The 23,010-nt window shown below is 61.9% G+C and carries 30 protein-coding genes; 12 read left to right on the top strand and 18 right to left on the bottom strand.

Going from position 1 to position 23,010, the window contains the following annotated elements; all coding sequences use genetic code 11:
• Nucleotides 1–40 precede the first annotated feature (40 nt).
• Together J7I86_RS04145 and J7I86_RS04150 are read right to left on the bottom strand one after the other, a co-directional pair.
• On the bottom strand, nt 41–727 hold the full coding sequence (locus J7I86_RS04145; RefSeq protein WP_214815877.1) for a fasciclin domain-containing protein: 687 nt from the start codon (nt 725–727) through the stop codon (nt 41–43).
• 231 nt (nt 728–958) lie between these two features.
• Entirely contained in the window at nt 959–1,333 is a 375-nt protein-coding gene (locus tag J7I86_RS04150) for a VOC family protein (protein WP_214815880.1), read from the bottom strand.
• Between the two features lie 213 nt (nt 1,334–1,546).
• On the opposite strand from J7I86_RS04150, the gene J7I86_RS04155 reads away from it, so the two are divergent.
• Nucleotides 1,547–2,119, top strand: coding sequence for a GNAT family N-acetyltransferase (locus J7I86_RS04155; RefSeq protein ID WP_214815882.1), 573 nt, complete (start codon nt 1,547–1,549; stop codon nt 2,117–2,119).
• On the opposite strand, the gene J7I86_RS04160 is transcribed toward J7I86_RS04155, so the two are convergent.
• The gene (locus J7I86_RS04160; protein ID WP_214815885.1) at nt 2,116–2,901 is read right to left on the bottom strand and encodes an IclR family transcriptional regulator; all 786 of its coding nucleotides are present in this window, start codon (nt 2,899–2,901) and stop codon (nt 2,116–2,118) included. The genes J7I86_RS04155 and J7I86_RS04160 overlap by 4 nt on opposite strands.
• A 157-nt stretch (nt 2,902–3,058) precedes the next feature.
• On the opposite strand from J7I86_RS04160, the gene J7I86_RS04165 reads away from it, so the two are divergent.
• From J7I86_RS04165 to J7I86_RS04175, 3 genes are read left to right on the top strand one after another with little or no spacing between them, the layout of a single operon-like run.
• Nucleotides 3,059–3,790 (top strand): CoA transferase subunit A, encoded by a 732-nt coding sequence (locus J7I86_RS04165; protein WP_214815888.1) that lies wholly within the window; start codon nt 3,059–3,061, stop codon nt 3,788–3,790.
• 18 nt (nt 3,791–3,808) lie between these two features.
• Entirely contained in the window at nt 3,809–4,510 is a 702-nt protein-coding gene (locus tag J7I86_RS04170; protein ID WP_214815891.1) for a CoA transferase subunit B, read from the top strand.
• Nucleotides 4,507–5,721 carry an acetyl-CoA acetyltransferase gene (locus J7I86_RS04175; RefSeq protein ID WP_214815894.1) on the top strand — a complete coding sequence of 405 codons (1,215 nt, stop codon included), beginning with the start codon at nt 4,507–4,509 and terminating at the stop codon, nt 5,719–5,721. The genes J7I86_RS04170 and J7I86_RS04175 overlap by 4 nt, the downstream gene beginning before the upstream one ends.
• Here the strand turns inward: J7I86_RS04175 and J7I86_RS04180 are convergent, their stop codons facing one another.
• Nucleotides 5,722–6,417 carry an ankyrin repeat domain-containing protein gene (locus J7I86_RS04180; protein ID WP_214815896.1) on the bottom strand — a complete coding sequence of 232 codons (696 nt, stop codon included), beginning with the start codon at nt 6,415–6,417 and terminating at the stop codon, nt 5,722–5,724.
• Between the two features lie 2 nt (nt 6,418–6,419).
• Nucleotides 6,420–7,007: a heme-binding protein gene (locus J7I86_RS04185; RefSeq protein ID WP_214815899.1), complete on the bottom strand. Its 588-nt coding sequence runs from the start codon at nt 7,005–7,007 to the stop codon at nt 6,420–6,422.
• A 193-nt stretch (nt 7,008–7,200) separates the two neighbouring features.
• On the opposite strand from J7I86_RS04185, the gene J7I86_RS04190 reads away from it, so the two are divergent.
• The 5 genes from J7I86_RS04190 to J7I86_RS04210 all read left to right on the top strand — a co-directional run bounded on the left by J7I86_RS04190 (nt 7,201) and on the right by J7I86_RS04210 (nt 11,484).
• Nucleotides 7,201–8,445: a sensor histidine kinase gene (locus tag J7I86_RS04190; protein WP_214815902.1), complete on the top strand. Its 1,245-nt coding sequence runs from the start codon at nt 7,201–7,203 to the stop codon at nt 8,443–8,445.
• Nucleotides 8,442–9,068, top strand: a complete 627-nt coding sequence (locus J7I86_RS04195) for a response regulator transcription factor (protein ID WP_214815905.1) — start codon at nt 8,442–8,444, stop codon at nt 9,066–9,068. The genes J7I86_RS04190 and J7I86_RS04195 overlap by 4 nt, the downstream gene beginning before the upstream one ends.
• A gap of 52 nt (nt 9,069–9,120) precedes the next feature.
• Nucleotides 9,121–9,663: an HdeD family acid-resistance protein gene (locus J7I86_RS04200; protein WP_286179283.1), complete on the top strand. Its 543-nt coding sequence runs from the start codon at nt 9,121–9,123 to the stop codon at nt 9,661–9,663.
• 94 nt (nt 9,664–9,757) lie between these two features.
• Complete coding sequence (locus J7I86_RS04205; protein ID WP_141286107.1) at nt 9,758–10,564, top strand: exodeoxyribonuclease III; 807 nt, start codon at nt 9,758–9,760, stop codon at nt 10,562–10,564.
• Between the two features lie 32 nt (nt 10,565–10,596).
• Entirely contained in the window at nt 10,597–11,484 is an 888-nt protein-coding gene (locus J7I86_RS04210) for a hypothetical protein (protein ID WP_214815911.1), read from the top strand.
• Here the strand turns inward: J7I86_RS04210 and J7I86_RS04215 are convergent.
• From J7I86_RS04215 to J7I86_RS04230, 4 genes are all read right to left on the bottom strand, one after another.
• A complete protein-coding gene (locus tag J7I86_RS04215) occupies nt 11,481–12,530 on the bottom strand; it encodes a LacI family DNA-binding transcriptional regulator (RefSeq protein WP_214815914.1) in 1,050 nt (349 codons plus the stop codon). The two genes, J7I86_RS04210 and J7I86_RS04215, sit on opposite strands and share 4 nt — an antisense overlap.
• 115 nt (nt 12,531–12,645) lie before the next feature.
• Nucleotides 12,646–13,611, bottom strand: coding sequence for a carbohydrate ABC transporter permease (locus J7I86_RS04220; protein ID WP_214815917.1), 966 nt, complete (start codon nt 13,609–13,611; stop codon nt 12,646–12,648).
• A complete protein-coding gene (locus tag J7I86_RS04225; protein WP_214815920.1) occupies nt 13,608–14,573 on the bottom strand; it encodes a carbohydrate ABC transporter permease in 966 nt (321 codons plus the stop codon). The genes J7I86_RS04220 and J7I86_RS04225 overlap by 4 nt, the downstream gene beginning before the upstream one ends.
• A gap of 96 nt (nt 14,574–14,669) precedes the next feature.
• Nucleotides 14,670–16,013, bottom strand: a complete 1,344-nt coding sequence (locus J7I86_RS04230; protein ID WP_214815925.1) for an ABC transporter substrate-binding protein — start codon at nt 16,011–16,013, stop codon at nt 14,670–14,672.
• A 249-nt stretch (nt 16,014–16,262) separates the two neighbouring features.
• Here J7I86_RS04230 and J7I86_RS04235 point away from each other — a divergent pair, with 249 nt between their 5' ends.
• Complete coding sequence (locus J7I86_RS04235) at nt 16,263–16,664, top strand: helix-turn-helix transcriptional regulator (protein WP_214815928.1); 402 nt, start codon at nt 16,263–16,265, stop codon at nt 16,662–16,664.
• Between the two features lie 26 nt (nt 16,665–16,690).
• On the opposite strand, the gene J7I86_RS04240 is transcribed toward J7I86_RS04235, so the two are convergent.
• From J7I86_RS04240 to J7I86_RS04275, 8 genes are all read right to left on the bottom strand, one after another.
• Entirely contained in the window at nt 16,691–17,332 is a 642-nt protein-coding gene (locus tag J7I86_RS04240) for a DNA alkylation repair protein (RefSeq protein ID WP_214816912.1), read from the bottom strand.
• 152 nt (nt 17,333–17,484) lie between these two features.
• Nucleotides 17,485–18,096, bottom strand: coding sequence for a hypothetical protein (locus tag J7I86_RS04245; RefSeq protein WP_214815931.1), 612 nt, complete (start codon nt 18,094–18,096; stop codon nt 17,485–17,487).
• Entirely contained in the window at nt 18,093–18,740 is a 648-nt protein-coding gene (locus J7I86_RS04250) for a DUF6286 domain-containing protein (protein WP_214815934.1), read from the bottom strand. The genes J7I86_RS04245 and J7I86_RS04250 overlap by 4 nt, the downstream gene beginning before the upstream one ends.
• A complete protein-coding gene (locus tag J7I86_RS04255) occupies nt 18,737–19,117 on the bottom strand; it encodes a hypothetical protein (protein ID WP_214815937.1) in 381 nt (126 codons plus the stop codon). The genes J7I86_RS04250 and J7I86_RS04255 overlap by 4 nt, the downstream gene beginning before the upstream one ends.
• Complete coding sequence (locus J7I86_RS04260; RefSeq protein ID WP_018779541.1) at nt 19,114–19,305, bottom strand: DUF2273 domain-containing protein; 192 nt, start codon at nt 19,303–19,305, stop codon at nt 19,114–19,116. Before J7I86_RS04260 ends, J7I86_RS04255 begins: the two co-directional genes overlap by 4 nt.
• On the bottom strand, nt 19,302–19,748 hold the full coding sequence (locus J7I86_RS04265) for an Asp23/Gls24 family envelope stress response protein (RefSeq protein ID WP_159735739.1): 447 nt from the start codon (nt 19,746–19,748) through the stop codon (nt 19,302–19,304). The genes J7I86_RS04260 and J7I86_RS04265 overlap by 4 nt, the downstream gene beginning before the upstream one ends.
• Nucleotides 19,749–19,839: 91 nt before the next feature.
• The gene (locus tag J7I86_RS04270; protein ID WP_214815940.1) at nt 19,840–20,352 is read right to left on the bottom strand and encodes a hypothetical protein; all 513 of its coding nucleotides are present in this window, start codon (nt 20,350–20,352) and stop codon (nt 19,840–19,842) included.
• 265 nt (nt 20,353–20,617) lie between these two features.
• A complete protein-coding gene (locus J7I86_RS04275) occupies nt 20,618–20,848 on the bottom strand; it encodes a hypothetical protein (protein ID WP_214815943.1) in 231 nt (76 codons plus the stop codon).
• Here J7I86_RS04275 and J7I86_RS22620 point away from each other — a divergent pair.
• Both J7I86_RS22620 and J7I86_RS04280 read left to right on the top strand, forming a co-directional pair.
• The gene (locus J7I86_RS22620) at nt 20,799–21,212 is read left to right on the top strand and encodes a DUF6318 family protein (RefSeq protein WP_286179366.1); all 414 of its coding nucleotides are present in this window, start codon (nt 20,799–20,801) and stop codon (nt 21,210–21,212) included. The two genes, J7I86_RS04275 and J7I86_RS22620, sit on opposite strands and share 50 nt — an antisense overlap.
• A gap of 2 nt (nt 21,213–21,214) precedes the next feature.
• Nucleotides 21,215–22,165 (top strand): PKD domain-containing protein, encoded by a 951-nt coding sequence (locus J7I86_RS04280; protein ID WP_286179286.1) that lies wholly within the window; start codon nt 21,215–21,217, stop codon nt 22,163–22,165.
• Here J7I86_RS04280 and J7I86_RS04285 read toward each other — a convergent pair.
• Nucleotides 22,162–23,010: a sugar phosphate isomerase/epimerase gene (locus tag J7I86_RS04285; protein ID WP_214815946.1), complete on the bottom strand. Its 849-nt coding sequence runs from the start codon at nt 23,008–23,010 to the stop codon at nt 22,162–22,164. The two genes, J7I86_RS04280 and J7I86_RS04285, sit on opposite strands and share 4 nt — an antisense overlap.

Raw genomic sequence — 23,010 nt, forward strand, 5'->3', positions numbered from 1 at the left:
CGGCGCCTGCTTTGTTGTTGGTACTGCTAAGCCCTATTGCCTATTTGGGCATCAGCACTGAGTCGATCAGGTAGACCGTGGCGTTGGCGGTCTGGACACCACCGCAGATCACGTTGGAAGATCCGTCCACCGTGAGGGCATCCTTGGTGCCACCGACAGTCACTTCGCCACCCTGAACAGTCTTGTGGGTGCCGATGATCTGGTCCGGGGTCAGCTGGCCGGGGACTACGTGGTAGGTGAGAATCTTGCTCAGCAGGGCATCGTCCGTCTTGAGCGTCTCGATTGTCGCGGGGTCGATCTTTGCGAAAGCATCGTCAACCGGTGCGAACACCGTGAATTCGCTGCCGTTCAGGGTGGAAACCAGGTCGACCTTGGGGTTGAGCTTTCCCGAAACAGCGGCGGTCAGGGTCTTGAGCAGCGGGTTGTTCCCTGCTGCAACTGCTACCGGGTCCTGGGCCATGCCCATTACCGAACCGGCACCGTCCGGAACCTGTGCGGCGTAACCGGCGCAGCCGGGGCCCACAAGGTTAGCGGCCGGATCCATGGCGGCGCTGCTCATGGCGGACGAGGACGGCGACGGTGCCATCGACGACGGAGCCGCCATGGAAGTTTCTGGGGCGGCAGAGGTGGCAGCCGGCGTGCTGGTACCACCACAGGCAGTAAGTCCGAGAAGGGCGGCTGCAGTGAGGCCAACGAAGGCGAGGGCGGGGCGCTTTGTGGACAACATGTCATTCTCCTTGTTTTTGGAACCAGGGCGTTGGATCCATTGGTTGGTGGGACTCGGGCTGCAGGTTCTGCTTTTGCTTCACCTGCGGTTTGTGTCTCACCAGCTATTCGGAGGATGGGGCGGGGTGGATGGGTCCGGATTGAAAAGTTTTTTGAGCAACCTTGAAGGCTCGGTTTCCGGACGCTGGATAGGGGCTGGACCGCGGCCCCTATCCAACGTCCGTTGCCACGTTTAGAAGTACGGTTTGGTGATGAGCTCCAGAGCGTGACCGGCAGGGTCTTTGAAATACACGCCACGGCCGCCATGTTCCGTGTTTGTCTCACCCGGGCGGGTCATCTGAGGATCCGCCCAATGCTCGACGCCATCACTCACCAACCGCTCATAGGCGCGGTCAAAGTGGGCGTCGTCAACCAGGAATGCATAGTGCTGCATCTGGATGTCCACCGGAGGCTCGGCGAATTGAAGCATCACCCCTCCGCCGAGCGTGAGATTGGTGAAGGGACCCCAACTTGGGGCTTCCTTGGCTTCAAGGATGGAACGGTAGAACCCGGCAGAAATTGCGCGGTCAAGGGACGCGATGATGGTGTGGTTGAAAAGTGCAGGCATGTAGAACTCCTTGATGTGTGGGGGTCATTTCGATGTTTTTGAAATTTCATCGACCCATAAGGAGGTGCCCGAGGGGCACCGGCGCCACAGCTGCAGGAGCAAACGCGCGTCAGAGGTCGGCCGGGTAGCCGATCCGTGCAGGGCAGAAGCCCGATCCGGTCATCACGTTGGCAAGTCTAGCGGAGCGGCGCACCCGGTGACAGGATGGTCCGCATGGCTATCGAGGTTCGACCCGCAGCGGTGTTCGATGACGTGAAGACCATGGTGGGGCCCAAGAGCCCTGATTCGAATGTGTGCTGGTGTCTGAGCTACAGGATCCCGTCCAAACTGAACCAGGAGCTCCAGAAACAGGAGCGCGGGAAGTTCGTGAAGGGACTGGTGGCCGAGGACCCTCCTCCGGGCGTTTTGGCCTACGACGGCGACGAAGTGGTTGGGTGGGCTGCGGTCCACCCTCGCGCGGACACCACTTTTGCGAAGAACCGCAAGATCCCGCGTGTGGATGAGAGCAACGTTTGGTCGGTCTGGTGCATTCGGGTGCGGCCGGGGCATCGTGGCAAGGGGATCTCCCACGAGCTGCTCCGCGGGGCAATCGACTTCGCCAAGAGCCATGGGGCGCCTGCCATTGAGGGCTATCCCGTGGACAACAAGGGCGGCAAGGTGGACCTGACCATGGCCTATGTGGGCACCCGCCGGTTATTCGAGAAGGCCGGCTTCAAGAAGGTGACCGAGACGACGTCGGTCCTCAACGGCTTCCCACGAGTGTTGATGCGCCTGGACCTCAGCTAGCCCTGCAACCGCGCGCTCATTCGGTGAGCCTCATCGAGCAGCAGCTTGCCAAGGAACTCCTGGCGGTCGGGGCGGAACCTGGGCTCAATTCCCGTCAAGGAAAGAGCCCACGCTGGCCGTCCCTGCTGATCGAACACGGCAGCGCCCATTCCCCAACTGCCTTCCAGGATCAGCCCGGGATTAACGGAGTATCCTGCCAGCCGGGTCTGCTCCAGATTCTCCCGCACCACATCGGCAGGATGTCCCACAGCAAAATCCCCGGCGTGCACCGGCCAGAGGTCCAGCAGCGATTCCTGTTCGTCGGGAGGCAGGAAAGCCATGATGGCCGTTCCGGCAGATGCCACTCCCAACGGAAAGCGCACGCCTTCGTGCAGCACGAAAGACCGCACCGGGAACGAACCTTCTTCACGCAGCACGCACACTGTTTCATTCCCACGGCGGATAGAGAAGAAGGCGCTCTCCCCCGTCTCGGCAGCCAACCTCCGCAGTGACGGCCGCGCAATGTCCTCCATGGGGAAACGTGCAGCAGCCACCGAGCCCAGCAGGAAAATCTCCGGCCCCAATACCCACTTTCCGGAGGCGGAGTCATGTTCCAGCAAACCCTCCGCAGCCAAGGACGTCAGCAGCCGGTGAACGGTGGGCCGGGTCAGCCCTGACTCGCGCACCAAACCTGCCAATGAGGTGCCTTCGGGCTTGCGTCCCACCAGCCGAAGCAGCAGGGCTGCCCGGCCTACCACTTGCGCTCCTTGAACCACCACAGCAGCCTCCTCAAGAGATTTCATCCACAATATGGACAACTTGCATCATAGCGTCCACACCATGAGTGGAACACTAACAACGCCGTCGACCGCCCAGTAGAGGAAATCTAGGCTCCTATCTAAGAGACAACACAGTCCACAAAGTGGATGCCCGGCAAACGTACTCAAAGAGGAGCACAGCATGACCAAGATCCACGCGAGCGCAGCCCAAGCGCTTCATGACCTGATGGCAGACGGCCTGACAATCGCCGTCGGCGGTTTCGGCCTCAGCGGTATCCCCGCGGATCTGATCGACGCCGTCCGGGAATCGGGCGCCAAGGACCTCACCATCGTTTCCAACAACATGGGCGTGGACGGCAAGGGGCTTGGCGTCCTGATCGAAGCCGGCCAGGTCCGGAAGGTCATCGCTTCCTACGTGGGCGAGAACAAGCTGTTCGCCGAGCAGTACTTGGCGGGGAAGCTCGAGGTTGAGTTCACGCCGCAGGGCACACTCGCCGAACGGCTCCGGGCTGGGGGCGCCGGCATCCCCGCGTTCTACACCAGGACCGGGGTGGGAACCCTGGTTGCCGAAGGCAAGCCGTTGGAGGAGTTCGACGGCGTCACTTACGTCCGCGAGCGCGCCATCACCGCCGACGTCGCACTGGTTCATGCCCACACCGCCGACACGGACGGCAACCTGATCTACCGCTACACGGCGCGGAACTTCAACCCGGTGGTGGCTACCGCCGGCGCGGTGACCATCGCCGAGGCTGAGGTCATTGAGCAGCCGGGCGAGCTGGACCCCAACCACATCGTCACCCCTGGCGTGTACGTGCAGCGGCTGGTCCAGGCTACGGATCGGGTCAAGGACATTGAACAGCGCACCGTCCGCCCCCGCACCGAGACACAACGCGCCGAAGCAGTAACGGTCTAGAACAAGGAGCTCATCACCATGGCATGGACACGTGACCAAATGGCGGCCATCGCGGCCGAAGAATTGAACGACGGCGACTACGTCAACCTGGGCATCGGCATTCCCACGCTGGTGGCCAACAACCTGCCCGACGGCGTGCGGGTGGTCCTCCAGAGCGAGAACGGCCTGCTCGGAATGGGCCCTTTCCCGTACGAGGGCGAGGAAGATGCCGACCTTATTAACGCCGGCAAGCAGACCGTCACCATCACCCCCGGTGGCAGCATTTTCGACTCCGCTACCTCGTTCGGCATGATCCGCGGCGGGCACGTGAAGGTGGCCATCCTGGGCGCCATGCAGGTGTCCGGCTCCGGGGACCTGGCCAACTGGACCATCCCCGGCAAGATGGTCAAGGGGATGGGCGGGGCCATGGACTTGGTGGCCGGGACGCCGCGGGTGGTGGTCCTCACCGAGCACAATGCCAAGGATGGTTCGGCCAAGATCGTCGCCGAATGCACGCTTCCGCTCACGGGACTGAAGTGCGTTGACCGGATCATCACGGACCTCGCCGTTTTTGACATCGAGGAAACCGACGACGGCGGCACCCGGCTGCTGCTGACCCGCCTCGCCCCGGGAGTCACGGTGGAAGAGATCCGCAGCAAGACAGACACAGACTTTTCGGTGGTGCTCGGCTCTGTTGAACCCACGTCTGAGGAACACACGCTTGAAGGAGCACACGCATGAGCCTGAAAGACCAGTTCGGCAAAGACATCCTGCTCACGGGGTGGGGCCACAGCAAGTTCGGGAAGCTGACTGATGACACCTTGGAGTCGTTGATCATCCAGGTTGCCGGCGAAGCCATCAAGAACTCGGGGCTGGACCCCAAGGACATCGACGAGATCTACCTCGGCCAATTCAACTCGGGCATGCAGCCACTGGGATTCACGTCATCCCTGGCACTCCAGTTGTCCGCGGACCTTGCCAACGTTCCCGCAACGCGCACTGAGAATGCTTGCGCTTCCGGATCGGCCGCTTTCCAGCAGGGCGTCAAAACTGTCCTCGCCGGAACTGCCCGCAATGTGCTGGTAATCGGGGCGGAGAAAATGACCGACGCCGGTGCTGACGTTGTGGGCGCTGCCCTCCTCGCCGCTTCGTACGAGATGGCCGGCAAAGCCTCCAGCACCGGATTCACGGGCCTGTTCGCGGAGGTCGCCAAGCACTACGGGAAGCGCTACGGGGCTGGAATCAGCGGGCCGGGTTTCGAAGGCGGACTCGGTGATGTCCTCGGTTCCATCGCTGCCAAGAACCACCGCAACGGCATGGACAACCCGTACGCCCAGATGCACCGGGACTTCGGCGAGGACTTCTGCCGGACCATTTCCGAGAAGAACCCCATGGTGGCCGAGCCCTTGCGCCGCACTGACTGTTCGCCGGTCTCCGACGGTGCTGCCGCCGTCGTGCTTTCCACGTCCGCTACCAGCGGCGCAACCGCGCCCGTGCGGCTGGCCGGTTTCGGTCACGCCAATGATTTCTTCCCCGCGGAGAAGCGCGATCCCACCGAGTTTGCAGCCACCAGGGCTTCATGGGAGCGCGCCCTGGGCATGGCCGGCGTTGGGCTTGAGGACTTGGACTTTGCCGAGGTGCACGACTGCTTCACCATCGCCGAACTCATCATGTACGAAACCATGGGCCTCACGCCGCGGGGCGAGGGTGCGCGGGCCATCCAGGAAGGCTGGGTCTACAAGGACGGCAAGCTGCCCGTCAACGTCTCCGGCGGACTCAAGGCAAAGGGCCACCCGGTGGGAGCCACCGGTGTGTCGCAGCACGTCATCGCTGCGATGCAGCTCAGCGGGACCGCGGGCGATATGCAGTTGCCCAACGCCCGCCGCGGCGCGGTACAGAACATGGGTGGCGTGGGCATCGCCAATTACGTGAGCGTGCTGGAGGCACTCTAGCTAGCGGCCGCGGATCAGCGCCGCGATCTCCGTGAACCCGAGCCGCTCTGCATTTTGCAGGGCGGTTCGGCCTTGGGGGTCGCGGATGTCCGGGTTGGCTCCGGCCGCAAGGAGTTGCCCAACCACCTCCTGCTGATTGGGCCCACCGTTATTGAGCAGGATCGCTTCCTGCATGGCGGTCCAGCCCAGGTTGTTGACGTGGTCCACGGGCACACCTGCTGCGATGAGAATCCGAACAGTTTCCGTGTGCCCATGCTCGCTCGCCGGGATCAGCGCGGTGCCGCCGTACCGGTTGATGCTGCGCACGTCCGCCCCGGCGGCCAACGTCAGCTGTAGGACCTCGTTGAAGCCTTCGGCACCGGCGTAAAGGAAAGCGGAGTCCTGGATGTCGTCCTTGGCGTTCACATTGCCGCCGGCCGCGATGAGTTCGCGAACCCTCACAGCGTCGTTGGCTTTCGCGGCAAGAATCAGGAGTCGGTCGGTTTCCAGTTGGGCCTCCGGTGACAGTTGGGGCGGCACAGCAGCCGCCGACGACGGGCCGGGACTCGCGCTCGACGACGCGGCTGATGTGGGGGCTACGGAAGTCGCGGCAGGGCTGGCGGACGGCGTCGGGCTGGAAGGCGGGGGCGCCGTCGTCGTACATCCGGACAGCAGCCCAAGCACAACCAGACTTGCCCCCACCACCGGAATCTTCATGGCTACTTCGATGCCACGGCCAAGGCATCAGCGCCGGCGGTTGCGCAGGCTTCGTCGAGGGCGCCGTCGGGTGCGCCGCCAACTCCGATGCCCGCCACGGACACGCCGTTGACCTTCAGCGGCACGCCGCCAGCCAGGAACAAGGTGCCGGGGAGGTCGGCGATGGACGGGCCGTTGCCGTTGGTGCGCTTGGCGAGCTCGCTGGTGGGAGCACCGAAAGCGGCAGCCGTGTAAGCCTTCTGCTTGGCGGCCTCGATGGTGTGCTCGGCGGCGTTATCTCCGCGAAGGAGCGCCTGGACCGTGCCGAAACGGTCAACCACGGCAACGGTCACGAACGGCAGCTTGTCCGCCTGGCATTTGGCGAGCGCGGCGTTGACGGCTGCGCTTGAGGCACCCACGGAAATGCGGTTCTGGGCTACAACGTTCTCCGGTGCCGGCTGAACCTCTGCGGCAACTTTCACGGGGGCGGCGGCCGGTACGGCGGCCGGCGCGGCTGCGGGCGAAACGGCGTTGGCCACGGCAGTAACACCCCCGGTGAGCAACAATGCTCCGGCAGCGGCGACGGCAATCATCTTGTTGGACTTCTTCACGGGATTCTCCTCGTAGTAAGCATCGGGTACATCTCATGCTTTCGCGAACTCCCTCACGCCACATCGGCCGGGCGCCGTTCCCGGGCTCAGCCTTTCCGCCCCCGGTATCAGCCAAAAGGTGGAGAGACCAATGAACACAAGGGATCTAGCATGGGAAGAACGCCTTCCACCAAACCGGGAACGGGAACCATCCATGCCAATTGCCCGTCCACTGCCAGAACCCGGCAACGGGACCATCAACCGGCCCGGTAACCGGATTGATGGCCGCATTGATGCAGTTGTGCATTTGGGCTTTGCCGTCCTGATGGTGGCCTCTGCCGTCCGCTATGTCATGCGCCACTCCCCCGCGGACAACCTGTGGACCGTTGCTCTGGCCGTTGCCGTGTGCGCGATTTACGCGGTTACTGCGGTACTGGCCCACCGCCAATCACCGGGCCAGCGCACACAACAGCTGTGGATTCCGTGGATGGTGGCTTTAGTGGCAGCGTGGGCGGCGTTGGTGGTGGTCGCTCCGAGCTTCGCCTGGTGTTCCTTCGCCATCTTCTTCCTCACGCGCACCGCCTTCAGTGGTTGGGCCGGCTTCGTGGCGGGAGGCGCGACGGCGGCCGCTACCGCAGCAGGGCTCTTCCGGATGAGCGGGTGGACGGACATCGCCATGCTGCTCGGCCCGCTGGCCGCGGGCGCACTCCTCACCCTGATTTACGACAAGTTTGAGCGGGACGCGGCACTGCAGCGCAAACTTTTTGACGACGTCACCCATGCCCAGGAGCAACTCGCCGCGAGACAGCGTGAAGCCGGAATCGACAGCGAACGCGAGCGCGTTTCACGTGAAATCCACGACACCGTCACCCAAGGCCTGGCCAGCAGTCTGCTCCTCCTCGAGGCAGCCCAACGCTCCTGGCCAGCCGACACCTCACACGACGACGTACGCAATGCAACGGACCTGTTGCGGCGAAACCTTGCAGACACCCGCAGCTTGGTGCACGAACTCTCCGCCCCCGGCCTTGAGACCGGGCCGCTCCCGGAAGCCTTGGAGCATGCAGCCCGGCAGTACTTTGAGACCGTCACCATCCGTGTCACGGGTGAGCCGCAACCTCTCCCCTCCGAGGTGCGGCACGCCCTGCTCCGCGTCACCCAGAGCGCGGTGGCCAACATCAAACTCCATGCCCGCGCGGACCACGCCAGCGTGACGCTCGGGTACCTTCCGGGTGCGGTCACCTTGGACGTGTTCGACGACGGCCGCGGCTTTGATCCCGCAGCGGTACCTCCGGCGTCGGCAAACGGAGGATACGGCCTCCGCGCTATGCGGCAACGAGTTGAGCAGTTGGGCGGAGAATTGTCCGTGGAGAGCTCACCAGGTGAAGGAACCATCATCGCCGCGCAATTCCCACTGGCCCGGGTTGCTGATCCGGCCAATGCTCTAAAGGAGGCCCTGTGAACACCATCTCCGTGCTCCTCGTGGACGACCATACGGTAGTCCGGAGCGGGCTCAAGGCGCTGCTGGGCACCCAAGCTGATATCGCCGTCGTCGGGGAAGCGTCCACCGGGGAGGAAGCGCTGGAAGCTGCGCAGGAGCATGCGCCCGCAGTGGTCCTCATGGACCTGGCGATGGGCGCTGGAATGGATGGCATTGAGGCCACCAAGCAACTGCGACAGAGAAACCCGAAGCAAGCCATCATCGTGTTCACCACCTATGATTCCGATGCCGACATTGTGCGGGCAGTAGACGCCGGTGCCATGGGCTATTTACTCAAGGATGCCGCGCCGGAAGAAATCTTCGCAGCCGTTCGGGGAGCGGTGCAGGGGAAAAGCGTGATGAGTGCGCCCGTGGCCTCGCGCCTGTTCCAACAATTACGGAATCCGGACGAAATTCTCACCCCCCGCGAAGCCGAACTGCTCAGTCTCCTGACCGAGGGCCTCAGCAACCGGGATCTCGGAAAAAGGTTGTTCATTTCCGAAGCCACAGTCAAAACCCACCTCGCCCACATCTACGCCAAACTCGGCGTCGAAACACGTGCCGCAGCAATTGCCACAGCTATCCGGCGCGAGGGGATGCGGTAAAGGCACGCGGTTGGTTACGCTGAGCCGTATGCAAGACGCTGCGGATCGCAGAATGTTTAAAAGCCCGGGAACTGCTTTGCTGGTCCGGGGAGTCCTTTCCATAGTTTTTGGACTGTTGATCTTTGTTGTGCCGAGCGCTACCGCTTTGGTGATAGTTGTCATGTTCGGCGTTTTCGCGATCATTGATGGCATAACCAGCGTGGCTCACTATTTCTATGACCCTGCCGGCCGTTCCCGCTGGACCATAGTGGGTGGGTTCATCTCCATCGCGGCCGGCATTCTTGCCATTGCCTTGCCGGGAATTACGGCGGCTGCAATCGGTGTGCTCATCGGATTGTGGGCCCTGGTTCTTGGTCTTTCCCAAATCGTCCTGTCACTTGCTGCAAGGACCTTCGTCCGAAGCTGGGGCATCTGGTTCCTGACAGGCCTGATCACCACCGTGTTCGGGATCGTGGTGCTGGTGAATCCGGGTCTGGGTCTCCTGGGCTTGGTGTGGATGTTGGCAGGCTTCGCGATCCTGACAGGGCTGCTCCTGGTTGCGTCGGGTATCGGGCTCCGCAAAATGACATCGACCTCGGCGCTCTACGCCCGCTAGTTCATCCGCGCACTAGCTCGTACGTCCGCTGGTCCGTCAAGGTAAAAACCCGTCAGGGGATGCGCTCAGCGCCAAGTTCGGTAAGTTAGTGGCTGTGAAGATAGCTACCTGGAATGTGAACTCCCTCCGCGCCCGTGCCGACCGCGTTGAAGCCTGGCTTGAGCGCAGCGACTGTGATGTCCTGGCCATCCAGGAGACCAAGTGCAAGGACGAGAACTTCCCGTGGGAGCTCTTTGAGCGCATGGGTTACGAGGTCGCACACTTCGGCGTGAACCAGTGGAACGGCGTCGCCATCGCTTCGCGCGTGGGCCTTGAGGATGTGCAGCGCACGTTCTTGGACCAGCCTGCGTTCGGCAAGGCAGGCAAGGACCCCGCACAGGAAGCCCGTGCCATCGCAGCCACCTGTGGCGGCATCCGCATCTGGAGCCTCTACGTTCCCAACGGCCGCTCGCTGGATGACGAACACATGCCGTACAAGATCAAATGGCTGGACGTCCTGCAGGGCCATGCAGCCGAATGGGTCAAGTCCGACCCCACCGCCCAGATCGCCCTCATGGGTGACTGGAACATCGCACCGTTCGATGACGACGTGTGGGACATCGAACTTTTCCGCAACAACAACTACACCCACGTCAGCGAACCCGAGCGCGCCGCCTTCCACGCCTTCGAAACCGCCGGGTTCACCGACGTCGTCCGTCCCTACACACCAGGCCCCGGCGTTTACACGTACTGGGACTACACGCAGCTGCGCTTCCCCAAGAAGGAGGGCATGCGCATTGACTTCTGCCTCGCCTCCCCCGCACTGGCGTCACGGGTCACAGGCGCCTCAATTGACCGCGAGGAACGCAAGGGCAAGGGTGCCTCGGACCACGCTCCGGTCATTGTGGAGCTCGCAGACTAAGTACAAGCTCACTGACGAAAGGGGCGGATGACATGACCGGAAACCTGTATCGGGGCCAGGCAGGTCTGCCGTTCTCTTCGTCACTGCGCGTTTACGAACCCCTTGAGGCGTTCCCGCCCGAACAGCAGCGCCAACTCGCGGCGGAGGGCACCAAGAGCGGTTCCCGGGCCGCCGTCGAGAACGCGGAGCTCCAAGCCTCCCTGGGACGCATTACGCGTTCCGGCGGTGATCCTTTCCCCACCGGCCACACGGACCTGGTCCGCATGACGCGCGTGCCTACCGGGCGGCATGCCGCGCCTCAGGACACAGAAGATCACGACGCCGGACGGGTGCTTTACTGCCCCAGCCAACTGGTGATTCGGGCCGGTTTGGCGGCCAATGCACTCATGGACGGTGTGCACAGCCCGCTGGCCGATCTCCTCATTCCGGTCTCGCAGCGGGATAAGCACCAGGCCAGGATTGATCGGATCAACGCCGGCGACGCCGCAAAACGCGTGCACACCCGTGCCTCAACGTGGGGTATCCCGTTCAGCTGGTTCTCGCTCTTCAGCGAGTCGGACCGCAAGGACGTGGTGGAGGCCGAGGGGCGCATCCTCACCGTCCGGGTGTGGACGCCGCTCACTGAAGCCCTGGACCGGGCACGGTTCGCTGTAGCCCATTTGGCATTGGCCGCGCCGGACTTGGACATGCTGGATGACCTCACTCAACTCACGGAATGGCTGGAACTCTTCCATGTCCAGTCCATGGTGGAGCTTGATTATGGCGCTGTGGCTGACAAGGTGTATCCGGACGAGTCCCCCATGGACGTCCGGCTGGGCATCGAGTGCCTGGCTGAAGGAGACATGACCGGCGCGGCCGCTGCCTACCGGCGGCTGGCCTCGCGGTGGATCCCCATCCGGCAACTGGCTCGCGCTTCCTAGCCCGGCGGGGCTGTTGTCTCGCGGACAATCAGCTTGTGCGGAGCCACCTCGGAATGAACTGCTCCCGGATTGCCGTCCAGTTCATCCAACAGCATTTTGGTGGCCAGCTCGGCTTGGTTGTCAGGGCGCTGGCCCACAGTGGTGAGCCCGATTGACGACGAGAAATCATGGTCGTCGATCCCAATGACTGAGAGGTCTTCCGGCACCCTCACGCCGTGCCGTCCCGCCTCGAAAATGACGCCCATCGCCATTTCGTCGGACGAACAGAAGATGGCCGTTGGTTTGCGGCCGGGTTGGCCCCAGAGCCGGTTGAACGCTTGCTGCCCGCTGGCGACAGTGAAGTCACCCCACTGGTCCCATTCAGGGCGGACTTCCAGGCCGGCGTCGGTCATGACTTCCTGGAAGGCGCGGATACGCACGCGGGGAACGTCGAAATTAAGGTCCGTTTCGTCGTCTCCATGGAGCAGTGCGATGTCCTTGTGCCCCAAGTCCAGAAGATGCCGCACGGCGGCGGACGCGGCGTCGTAATCGTTGATGCCGATGTACGCGCAATCCTCAACGTGACCGCCAACAACTACCAGCGGGATGTCGATCTTATGGAGGTGTTCCAGTTCTTCCTCGGTCAAGGACATGCACAGCACCAGCAGGGCATCGATCTGCTTGTAAACCATGGTGGAGCTGAAGAGCCGCTCACGGTTGCTGCCGTGGCCGCCCAGGTTGAACAAGGAGAGGTTGTACTTGCGTGAATGCAGTTCCCGGTCCGCGCCCTCAATGGCTTTGGAGAAGAACCACCTGCTGACGAAAGGGGCCAGCACGCCGATGGTGCGCGTACGGCCCGTCGCCAATCCCGACGCCGAAGACGACGCTACATACCCGAGGGAGCTGGCTACTTGGAGGATCTTTTCGCGGGTAGCGGGAGACACTCGCGGTAAACCCCGCACTGCACGTGAGACGGTGGCGGTCGAGACTCCAGCGGCTGCGGCGACGTCCTCAATACTGACGCCGGTATGGCCGCCGCGTTGGGATCTACCCGTTGTTTTTGACACAGGCTCCCCTCTCCGGCCGCCGTTGCTCCGCCTTCAAACCTTAGGTGCGTACTTGTGGATTGCGGCCCTCGGTTACGCAGCCACGTAATGCGCTGCGCAACCGAGGCCGCAGTTCCTACCCCTTGAGGCCACCGGAAAGCAGGCCGCGCACAAAGTAGCGCTGCAATCCGAAGAACACCAGGAGCGGGATGATGATGGAGACGAATGCCGCTGCCGGGTTCAGGTAGTCCCTGGCACCACGGGTACCGGAGAGTTCCGCCAAGCGCTGCGTAATGGGTGCGACGTCCCCGGTTCCACCCGAGAACACCAAGGCCACCAGCAAGTCATTCCAGACCCACAGGAACTGGAAGATCGCCAACGAAGCAAGTGCCGGAACTGAAAGCGGCAGGATGATCCGCCAGAAAATGGTGCTGTGCCCGGCGCCGTCCACCCTTGCCGCCTCAATGACTTCACCGGGAATCTCGGAGATGAAGTTGTGAAGCAGGAAAATACCCAAAGGAAGGCCGAACATCGTGTGCGCCAGCCACAGTTGGGCGTAGGAACCCGCTGGCAGATGCAATGTCTGCGTGAAGAATTGCAGGAGCGGAATCAGGGCCATCTGAAGCGGGATGATCTGCAGGGCAAAAACGAAGATGAAGAGTGCGTCGCGGCCCTTGAACTTGCCCCAGGCGAAAATGTAGGCGGCCATGGACGCCAATACCAGCACGAAGACAGTGACCGGGATGACGATCGCTATGGAGTTGACGAAGTACTGCGAGAGGTTGGCGGACTGCGAGCCCGCGGGGGTCAGGACATCCGCATAGTTCTTGAACGTGAAGTCCCAGTCAACAAAGGCATTCCACCAGCCGTTGGATCGTGGGCCGATCTGTTTGGCGGCGGGACGGAATGAGGTGACAAAGAGGCCGAATGTCGGCACCGACCAAACGACGGCGATGATGATCGCTGCCGCTGTTGCCCACTTGGAGGTGAGCTTGGTCTTGACCCGCCGCATGATCGGCTGGGCGTCCTCCGTGGGATCGGATCCAGGACGCTGCCTTGTTGCGGCCTTCGAGGCCTCTTTCGGGGCTGGCGTGGCTGTCAATGGATCTCCCTTTGCTTGCGAAGGACTCGAGCGTTGTACACGACGATCGGCAGCACCATGAGGAACAGGACAAGGGCCAATGCGGCACCGCGTCCCGGCTCACCTGCGCGGAAGGCCTGCGTATACATTTCGTTGGCCACCACGGACGTGTCGTAGTTGCCGGCAGTCATGGTTCGGACAATGTCGAACACCTTCAGCGTGGCGATGGTGATGGTTGTCAGCACCACCACCAAGGCTCCGCGGATACCCGGGACCGTGACGTTGCGGAACTGCTGCCAGGCGTTGGCCCCATCCAGGCGGGCTGCCTCGATGAGTTCCACGGGGACACCCTTGATGGCGGCAGAGAGAATCACCATGGCAAAGCCGGTCTGGATCCAGACCATCACGATGATCAGGAAGATCGTGTTTTCCGGGGCGTCCAAGAGGAACTGCTTGGGATCCATGCCCAAGGCGTCCCGGAAGAAGTTGATGACACCGGTCTGCTCGATGTTCGGGCCGCGATAGTCATAGACGAGCTTCCAGATGATGCCGGCGCCCACAAAGGAGATGGCCATCGGCATGAAGACCAACGACTTCAAAACCCGCTCTCCACGGGCCTTGTCGATGAACACGGCGTAGGCCAGTCCAAAGCTCGTAGACAGCAGCGGAACCAGGATGGTCCAAATGACGGTGTTCCTCAGCGTGGTCAGAGCCTCGGGCTGCGTGAACATCCAAACGAAGTTGTCAAAGCCGTTGCCGTTGCCGCTGGCATCGGTGAAGGCCAGCATTGACGTGCGGACCGCCGGATAAACCAGGCCCACCAGCATCAGGATGGCCGCGGGGGCAAGGAAGCCCGCAACGGTTACTTTGTCCTTGACCGATTTAGGTGCCCTATCCACCAGCAGCATGATGATACCGATGACCGCTGCGAATATCGCCAGGGCTATTACTACTTGAAGGAGTTTTTCTCCAACGAATTCCATACCCAACCTCCGGGGCGTGAGTGAATCACTAAGTTCCGGGAAAAGCACTGCCTCCCCGGCTGGGGGTTCCAGTCAGGGGAGGCAGCACTTTGGGAGTTAGCTCTTAGGCCAGCTGGACTCGATGCTGTCAGTTACCTGCTGGGCAGAGCTGCCGTTGATCCAGGAAACAATGCCCTTCCAGAACGAGTTGGAACCCACTGCGCTCGGCATCAGGTCCGAGCCGTCAAAGCGGAAGACGGTCTCGGGGTCCTGGAGGAGCTGGATGGACTGCTTGTCGAGGGCGGACTGAGCGTTGTTGGGGTCAAGTCCCTTGTTGGCGCTGATGGCACCGCCAAGCTTCACCCTGTTGTTTGCAAAGTCGGCACTTGCCATGAACGCCAAGAACGCCTGAACCTCAGCAGTGTCCTTGTATGCGCCCACGGACTCGCCGCCGCCGGTGATGGCTTTGCCCTTGGATTCGTCAATTGGAGGTGTCATGAAGGCCCAGACGTCACCGTCCTCGGCAACGTTGGTACCGGCAGGCCAGTTGGCTGCCTGGAACGAGGCCTGGTGGTGCATGGCGCACTGTCCGTCAAGAACCGGCTGACCCGCCACGGAGAAGGCCGTGCTCAAGATGGATCGTGAATCACCGAAACCGCCATTGACGTAGTCCTGGTTGAGCAGGACATCGCCCACCTTGTTGAAGGAGTCCACGATCTTGGGGTCGTTGAACGGAATCTGATGATTGACCCACTGGTCGTAGACCTCGGGGCCGTGGGCGCGAAGGACAACATCCTCGATCCAGTCGGTACCGGGCCAGCCCGTAGCCTCGCCCGATTCAAACCCGGCGCACCATGGCTTCATGGTCTTGTCGTCAGCGATCTTCTTGGTGAGATCCATCATTTCATCCCACGTCTTGGGAACTTCCCAGCCCTTGTCTTTGAAGGTCTTGGGTGCATACCAGACGTAGCCCTTGACGTTCGCCAGCATCGGGGCAGCATAGTACGTGCCGTCCACCGTGCCGTACTTCTTCCAGTCAGGGGACCAGTTCTTGTCCACCAGATCGGAGACGGTCTTCGGGGCGGGCTTCAGGTAACCGGCCCGCGCCTGGGTGGCGAGCAGACCCGGTTGCGGGAAGATCGCTACATCGGGGGCGGTGCCGGACTGCGCACGCACACCGATCTGAGTTTCGAATTCCTTGCTGGCCTCGTACTTGACCGTGATCCCGGTGCACTGCTCGAACTGCGCCCAGGATTCCTCGAGGTTGGTTCCTTCAATATCGACGATGCTCGCGTACACGGACACGGTCTTGCCATCGTGCTTGCCGTAAGTGTCGTAGGCGGAGCAATCACTGGATCCGGCAGTGGATCCCCCACCGCCACCATCCCCACTACAGGCGGAAAGGGTAAGTGCCAGAACACCGGCGGCTGCGACCGGTAGGAGGTACTTGGTTTTCTTCATGCTAAAGACTCCTCGCTGAGTACAAAGATTCGGCGGCGCAATTGATGTGGTGACGCTCACACTAGCCATGATCCGTCAGGTTATGCAAGCGCTTACATAGAACGTAACCGCATCGATACCAAGCAGTCTGATCTTCTCGGTGCATGGCTGGCTCGAGGGCAGGCCCGACAGGTTGCGGCCAGGCGCCGAACGTCACCATATGCAGCGCGGATTTGATTGCCCACTATTGCCTATGGAAGAGTAGGAATCGTGGATGAACTTGAAGCCCTGCAAACCATAGGCCGCCTGATCAAAGAAGAACGGTTGGCCCAAGGGTTGAGCCAAGTTCAGTTGGCCAAGCAAGCTGGTACTGCCATCAAGACGGTCCGCACACTGGAATCCGGGACCAGGCGTACGCAGGAGATCAACCAACGCAAGCTTGAGCACGCTTTGGGCTGGAGGGCAGGTTCGGTGTCCGAGGTCTTGAAAGGTAAGTCGAACTTCGCTCCGGAAATGATCACCCCTGATGACATGCGCACGGGCGACGAATCACGGCAGGGACCTCCGCGCGTAACCGTTCCCAGCGCCCCCATCGCGCGGGCCTCACACCTCTCCGACGAAGAGCTGCTTGCCGAGCTCACTTATCGGATGATGCACCGCAACCGAGGCTGATAGGCCCTGCTTCTCTGCTTGACGCCCTACACTGACTGACGCCGCACCATTTCCGTGATCCAGGCCGGCGCGAACGGCGAGGTGCAATTAGGCGGCGTAGGGTAATCCTTCAGGACTTCCAAGCGCTCACCGATGTCCAAGGCCCTAGCCCTGTGCTCCGGGAATTCGATCCCGATCTGCGCCAGGCAGTGGTTCATGGCCCACTGAAGGCGGTCCGGGGCTTCCTTCATCCGGGCCTCGATAATGTCCAGCAACTGCACCAGGTCCAAGCCCTCGGGCTTCTTGACCACACGTTCGGAGGTCAGGGCCCAGCCGGCACTGGACACCAAGGGATCGGAGTCAGCGAACCATGCCACGCGCATCTCTTCGGCGTGCGGACTCTTCTTGACTACATAATTGACCAGCCAGTCCTGCACTTTGGGAGTCCTTGCATCCCGCAACATGCTGTCCAGTTCATCGCCTCCAAAGGCCTTGGGCCTGCAGATCAGGAGAGCCAGCAATCTGGCTGCGGTTTCACCGGTTGCCCACAGTTCACGGGAGAGATCCTGCTGGGTCTTCAACCTCTTCGCAATGGCACGCAGCTTGCTGAGGTTTACCCCGTGGTCATCGCCGTGTTTTTCGTTCACTTCGCGGGCCCGGGGTTCTTCCAGTGAGGCCAGTTCCGCCATGAGCCCGGACACCGTTGCCTCGAGTGCCGACTTTTCAGCCACTGTTGTTTCAGCCACCGTGGCCTCCTGTCCTTCGGGTATGGGAATCAGGCTACCCTCTACCGAGAGCAGGAGGGCAGCCTACTTCCCGCCCTTGAACATGCCTGCGATTCTCAGCGGACCCTCTCGGCCCTGGTAAACCTTGCCCGCGCGCCGGAAACCATATGCACCAGCACAGGGGTCTTCTGCCCGATGACAAGGTCCAACGCTTCAACCAACTGCGACACTTCCGCAGCGAGAATATGGGGGGCCACACCTTGCCTCGGTTGGATGCGAATGCGCAGTCCCGGCCGGCCCTTTACCTCAAGGGTTGCCACGGATGCACCCGCGAGGTCCGTCCTCTCAGAGAGGGCGGCCCTTAGCGCCTGCTCGGCGACGCCGCCACCGATCCGGACTTCGCCGTCCACCGCGCTGTCGTCATCGCTGGCCACCAGAAGGTTTGCCCGGCCTTTGCCTTGCTGGGACAACCAGGCGATCATCGCAACGATGATGGCCACCAGGATGAGGCCGGCCACAATCCACAGCCAGCTCTCTTCACGACCGGGGATGTGCGTCTGCCTGAAGGCATTTTCAGCGCCCGCCCACACGGAAGCAGACCAACCATGCCACCAAGCCGCCACTGCCGGCACGGTGGCCAACAGCACCAGAAGCACTCCGACGGCCAGCAGTTTCACGCCGATGATGAAGAGCAGTATTCGGTTGAGGGTCCGTGGTGTTCCGTTCACGCTCCGATCACCCCCGACGACGCCAGATTGACCCTGACAGCAGGCATCGGCACCGGCGACATTTCCTCAAGTTCGGCCTGCACGGCTGTTAGTACTGCTTCTTCACTGACCCTGCTGCCGGAAGTCGGCCGCACGTTCACCACAACCAATTGCCGCGAGACAACCACCATGACCTGTTCCTGGGTGACGTTCGCGGCAGTTCGTGCACGACGCGCCAGTGCCGAGGCAACGACCTCATCATCAACCACGACGGCGGTGCGCGGGTCCCTGAGCAAGTGGCGGGCGCGCCTGCCCGGCAGAACAGCATGCAGCAAGAAGAAGAGCCCCACCATGGCGATGACGGCACCACTCGCCCCGAGCAGCAATGGAGATATGCCCTCCGGAAGGGCGATGATGCGCTCAGCGGCCGTGGTGGGATCGATAAGCCATGGCGGCTGGCCAATGGCGCGGACTCCTGCTTCGAGCAAGGCGTAGGCGCAAAGAACTATTACAAGGACAGCCGCGATCACGGACGCTCCCGCGCGGGACGAGTGCGTCTCACGGCGCAGGATACGGCTCATACTCGGGTCTTCCCCGGCTACCGGACTGGCTCCCGTGTTCGAGTCCGCTGGGTTCACTTGCTGTGTTTCCTGATCCTGGGTCACTGGACGCGGCCTCCCTCAGTGACGTGTGCTCCGCTGATCCTGATGTCCACCCTGCTGAGTTGGGAACCACTGAGCCGGGTTACGGTTTCAAGAACGAACGCCTTGGCCGCCACGGCACGGTCCCAGATGGAGCCCCCGAAGCCTTGGACACGCTGCGGATCACGCAACACCTCCGTCAAAGCCGGGACGCTGATAGGTGCCACGATGGACAAAGCCAACAGGCCGTCGTCGTCCGCCCAATCAGCGCGGATGTCGCTGGCGTCAACGCCGAGCGCCTGTGCTGCTGCCCCCCGAGCCAACGATGTCAATGCCTGGGTACTGATCCGGTTATGGCCGGCCAGGCTGGTGGTGTACTCCACAGCCTCAGCCACGCTCATGACGAAGAGCGCCGGCCCGTAATGGCATCCAGCACACTGCGAAGATCCAGCTTGCCCTCAGCCGCGCGGCCAAGCAGGGCGCCTATGCCCATGAAAAGCAGGGAGATCAGGAAACCCCATAACCCGAACGAGAAGGACATGAAAGCCACGAAAGCGCCGATAGCGATTCCCACCACGGTCATGCTCATTGGAGTGCCTCCCTTTCCACTACCACGGTCTTGCTTCCGGCAGGTTTTGCCGGCGGTGCAATAAAGACATCGGTGATCTCGATATTGACCTCAATCACTTGAAGACCAACCAGTTCCTCCACGGCGCGGTACACGGCGGCCCGGACCTGGTTGGCGACGCCGTGCAGGGGATGACCGTAGAGCGCAACCAAGGTGATGTCCACTGCCACTTGGGTCTCCCCGACCTCGGCACGGACGCCTGCTGCATGGTCCGAGCTTCCGACGGCGTCCCGAATAGCGCCCAGGGCACGGGACGGTGCCGAGCCCAAGGAGTAGACGCCGGGCACTGTGCGGGCCGCGATGCCCGCAACTTTGGCGACGGCCGCCTCGGAGATGATGGTGCGTCCGGTACCAGGGATTTCGCCCCCGGGCACGGGATCAAGCTGCACATTGTGGTCTTCCATGGAGCACTCCCCTTCTCTTGAGTACCACCCTAGCGTCTAGCGCCGACGCTTTGGGAGAAGCGTCGGAGGGAAGGGAACGCGCCCGACTCCGCTACTTGCAGTTCTTCTCGGTCCAGTCCTGGATGGGCTTCATAAGTTCTTCAAACTGCCCGTCGCCGTATTTACTGAAGTCCGAGCCGGCCGACTCCGTGAAGGCGCGAAGTTTCTCGAACGAAGGCTTCAGTTCTTCGGGCACTTTGCCCTCCATCTGGGACAATTCCTGCTTTGCCTTGTCAATGTCTTCAGCTTTGCCGCCCGCCATTGCCGCCAACGGCAGGATGGTGACGCTCACCATGGTGGCGCTGACCGAAAGACAGGCCTCGGACATGGAGGTGAACTCGCCGTAGACACCGCTGGTTCCCGAGGATGCACCGGGGCTCGCACTTGCATCGGCGTTAGCGGACACTTCCGCTGCCGGCGCCTCCGGGGACGGCACCGCACTGGGCGTCGACTCCGCAACAGGCGCCGGAGCAGAACAGGCGGTGAGAGCCAGCATCCCGGTGAGCACTGCTGCAGTGAGCAGCCGCCCGGACGTAGACAAGCGCGGACGTTCGATTGTGGCCATGATTCCCCCAAGAAGATGCGAGCGATTGCCAAGCCGGCGAGGCAAGAATACGCCGGGGGCTCTGCGGAGACCATAGGCAAGTTATCCACAAGGCTGAATTCCCGGCTGGGCCGCGGTTGTTTGCCCCACCTAGACTGGCCGACACATCACCAAAACAGCTGCTGGGGAGCCTTGCCATGCCACGCCACTCGTTCGTGTCTTTATCCTTTGTTCGTGCCCGGTCAGCGGCAGTGGCTCTCGCCGCTGCGATGCTTTTGAGCGGCTGTCAGGGCGGCGGCACCGCATCCGGCAGCGCGGCCTCCCAAACAGGCTCGACGACGGCGGCACCCACCTCAAGCGCTGCGTCGCCGGACACTCCGGCAGGGAGCCCCGCCACTGAGGCAACGCCTGCCGTGTACAAACCAGCTGATGCCCACGGGAAAGCACAGAACGTGCCCGTTCCCGTGATGCCCGAACTGGCGAAGGAGAACTCAAAAGCGGGGCTGGAGGCGTTCATTGCGTATTGGTACGCGCAGCTGTCGTACAGCTACGAGACGGGTTCCACCGAGCACCTGACGCCTCTTAGTAGTTTGACATGCGCCTTATGTACATCCCTCGGCAAGGGTGTGGAGAGCGCTTGGGAGGATGGACGGTGGGTCGCCGGGGCAACCATCAAATCAGCGACCATTGAGAGTGACTTCAATCCATCAGTTTCCGTCCAAGTCGCCACGGTGCAAGTCATCCAAGAACCCATTGAAATAAGGGCGCATGACGGGTCGCTTTATCAAGTGCCCACTGCCGCAACGAATTCAGCAAGTCGGGCAGCGCTTACGTTTGAAAATCAGAATTGGGTACTGACCGGCCTAGGTTTGATCCGCTAGGTATGCAGAATTTCAGGCGTGTCACCGTAGCTTTTGTTGCCTCCACTTTCCTAGCACTGTCTGTCCAATGCGGAATCGCCAGCGCCCAAGACTCAAAGATAGACATCGGGTACGTCGACAATGGGTTGAAACTCATTGGGACTCAGTGGACGAAGGACCCCACCACCGGCAGTTTTGCACCGTTCATTGAAGGCAGCACCTCTAGTACCGACGACCCGAATCAGTACATGGCCGATACCCACTGCCGGGACGACGGGCCCGACACGAGGGATCCGGGCTGCGACGCCCTGGACTGCCCGGCCACGGCAACCGGCGGCGAAGAAGGAACACCGGTCATCTGGAAGGAGGCCCCCAAAGCAATCACCAACCCGGGCTGGACGGACTGGATCCCGGTCAGCGGACCCACCTGCCTCTACGACCCCGAACCCGAGAACGTCCTGGACAACATCGCCGCCCGGATCCTCACCGACTTCCAACAACTCCCCGTCAACCCCGGAACACTCCAAGCCCAACCCTTCCCCCACACCCTCAAAGGCGGACCCACCAACTTCTACACCACCGCCGGCGAACAAACCTTCAACATCACCATCCTCGGCCAAACAGTCCACCTCACCGCCACACCCGCCAACCACACCTACACCTTCGGCGACGGCACCACCCTCGGACCCACACCAGCCACCGGCTACTCCATCCCCGAAACCGAATGGCTCAGCAACGAAACACGCACCAGCCACACCTACACAGAAACCGGCAACTACCAAGCCACCGTCACCACCAGCTTCACCGGCACCTACTCCGTCAACAACGGACCACCACTACCCATCAACGGCACCCTCAACATCACCACACCCGCCAAAACCATCCACGTCTGGAAAACAGAAAAAGCACTCGTCGCCGACACCTGCCAGGAAAACCCCAACTCCTGGGGCTGCCCCGGCACAAAGCCGGGCTAAGTCGGGATCTGCGCCAGGCCGGCTTCAACGGCAGCCAGGCATTGGGTAACCGCAGCGCGGGGGTCCAACGCGTAAGAGCCGTCGCCAAACAGTTCAAAGGTCAGGGCGCCGCTGTAGTTCAGCTGACTGAGTTCGCGCAGAATCTCTTCAAGGTCCAGGGAACCGTCTCCCCAAGCCAGATGTCCGGTGGGAGCACCGTCAATCAGGTGTACGTGCCTGATGCCCTCGCCGAAAGCCTTGGCATAGTCGCGGATATGCTCGCCTGCTGCTGCCATGGCAACAGTGTCAACAACCACCCCCAAAGTTGAGGATCCGACGTCGTCGAGCATTAAACGGAGCGAGCCCGCATCAGTGACGAGATTCGACTCCACACGTTGAAGAGGTTCGAGGACACACGCCACACCCAAGTGGGCTGCGTGCTGAGTGATGGTCTGGAGGGCTTCGACGGACCTCGCCCAGGCGACCTCAGCCGGTTGGTCCTCGTATCCTCGGCCCGTGGTGAGGAACAGAAGCGGTGACTCAAGCTCGCTGCATACCTCAGCGGCCCGCAGGAAAAGCTGCAGGCTTTGATCCTTGAGCCACTCCTCCCCCGAGGCAATGTTCACGGGATAGGCAACCTGCTCCGGGGTAAGGCAGGACACTGCAAGCCCCCGTTCGAGCAGCTGTTTCCTGACTTTTTGCAGATGTGCTGAATCAACTTGCGGAATGTGAAGGTGCGGGGCGATACCCCACAGCTCCACAGTGTTCCTTCCCAGTTCGGTCATGTCGTCGAGGCAGCGCTCCAGGGTGTGGTGTTGGTAGGCAAAATTTGAGCCACTCACCTGATCCAGGTTCAGAACACGCAT

It is taken from the genome of Arthrobacter sp. ISL-95, assembly GCF_018613695.1.
Classification (GTDB): Bacteria; Actinomycetota; Actinomycetes; order Actinomycetales; family Micrococcaceae; genus Arthrobacter.

Excerpts from the sequence above, each read along its gene's own strand:
- J7I86_RS22620 (WP_286179366.1), top strand. The coding sequence starts at position 20,799 with ATGCCCGAACTGGCGAAGGAGAACTCAAAAGCGGGGCTGGAGGCGTTC.
- J7I86_RS04200 (WP_286179283.1), top strand. The coding sequence starts at position 9,121 with ATGTTTAAAAGCCCGGGAACTGCTTTGCTGGTCCGGGGAGTCCTTTCC.
- J7I86_RS04265 (WP_159735739.1), bottom strand. The coding sequence starts at position 19,748 with ATGGAAGACCACAATGTGCAGCTTGATCCCGTGCCCGGGGGCGAAATC.
- J7I86_RS04270 (WP_214815940.1), bottom strand. The coding sequence starts at position 20,352 with ATGGCCACAATCGAACGTCCGCGCTTGTCTACGTCCGGGCGGCTGCTC.
- J7I86_RS04155 (WP_214815882.1), top strand. The coding sequence starts at position 1,547 with ATGGCTATCGAGGTTCGACCCGCAGCGGTGTTCGATGACGTGAAGACC.
- J7I86_RS04230 (WP_214815925.1), bottom strand. The coding sequence starts at position 16,013 with ATGAAGAAAACCAAGTACCTCCTACCGGTCGCAGCCGCCGGTGTTCTG.
- J7I86_RS04150 (WP_214815880.1), bottom strand. The coding sequence starts at position 1,333 with ATGCCTGCACTTTTCAACCACACCATCATCGCGTCCCTTGACCGCGCA.
- J7I86_RS04280 (WP_286179286.1), top strand. The coding sequence starts at position 21,215 with ATGCAGAATTTCAGGCGTGTCACCGTAGCTTTTGTTGCCTCCACTTTC.
- J7I86_RS04175 (WP_214815894.1), top strand. The coding sequence starts at position 4,507 with ATGAGCCTGAAAGACCAGTTCGGCAAAGACATCCTGCTCACGGGGTGG.
- J7I86_RS04285 (WP_214815946.1), bottom strand. The coding sequence starts at position 23,010 with ATGCGTGTTCTGAACCTGGATCAGGTGAGTGGCTCAAATTTTGCCTAC.
- J7I86_RS04145 (WP_214815877.1), bottom strand. The coding sequence starts at position 727 with ATGTTGTCCACAAAGCGCCCCGCCCTCGCCTTCGTTGGCCTCACTGCA.
- J7I86_RS04275 (WP_214815943.1), bottom strand. The coding sequence starts at position 20,848 with ATGAACGCCTCCAGCCCCGCTTTTGAGTTCTCCTTCGCCAGTTCGGGC.
- J7I86_RS04225 (WP_214815920.1), bottom strand. The coding sequence starts at position 14,573 with ATGGAATTCGTTGGAGAAAAACTCCTTCAAGTAGTAATAGCCCTGGCG.
- J7I86_RS04210 (WP_214815911.1), top strand. The coding sequence starts at position 10,597 with ATGACCGGAAACCTGTATCGGGGCCAGGCAGGTCTGCCGTTCTCTTCG.
- J7I86_RS04180 (WP_214815896.1), bottom strand. The coding sequence starts at position 6,417 with ATGAAGATTCCGGTGGTGGGGGCAAGTCTGGTTGTGCTTGGGCTGCTG.
- J7I86_RS04255 (WP_214815937.1), bottom strand. The coding sequence starts at position 19,117 with ATGAGCGTGGCTGAGGCTGTGGAGTACACCACCAGCCTGGCCGGCCAT.
- J7I86_RS04170 (WP_214815891.1), top strand. The coding sequence starts at position 3,809 with ATGGCATGGACACGTGACCAAATGGCGGCCATCGCGGCCGAAGAATTG.
- J7I86_RS04260 (WP_018779541.1), bottom strand. The coding sequence starts at position 19,305 with ATGAGCATGACCGTGGTGGGAATCGCTATCGGCGCTTTCGTGGCTTTC.
- J7I86_RS04165 (WP_214815888.1), top strand. The coding sequence starts at position 3,059 with ATGACCAAGATCCACGCGAGCGCAGCCCAAGCGCTTCATGACCTGATG.
- J7I86_RS04190 (WP_214815902.1), top strand. The coding sequence starts at position 7,201 with ATGCCAATTGCCCGTCCACTGCCAGAACCCGGCAACGGGACCATCAAC.
- J7I86_RS04160 (WP_214815885.1), bottom strand. The coding sequence starts at position 2,901 with ATGAAATCTCTTGAGGAGGCTGCTGTGGTGGTTCAAGGAGCGCAAGTG.
- J7I86_RS04240 (WP_214816912.1), bottom strand. The coding sequence starts at position 17,332 with ATGGCGGAACTGGCCTCACTGGAAGAACCCCGGGCCCGCGAAGTGAAC.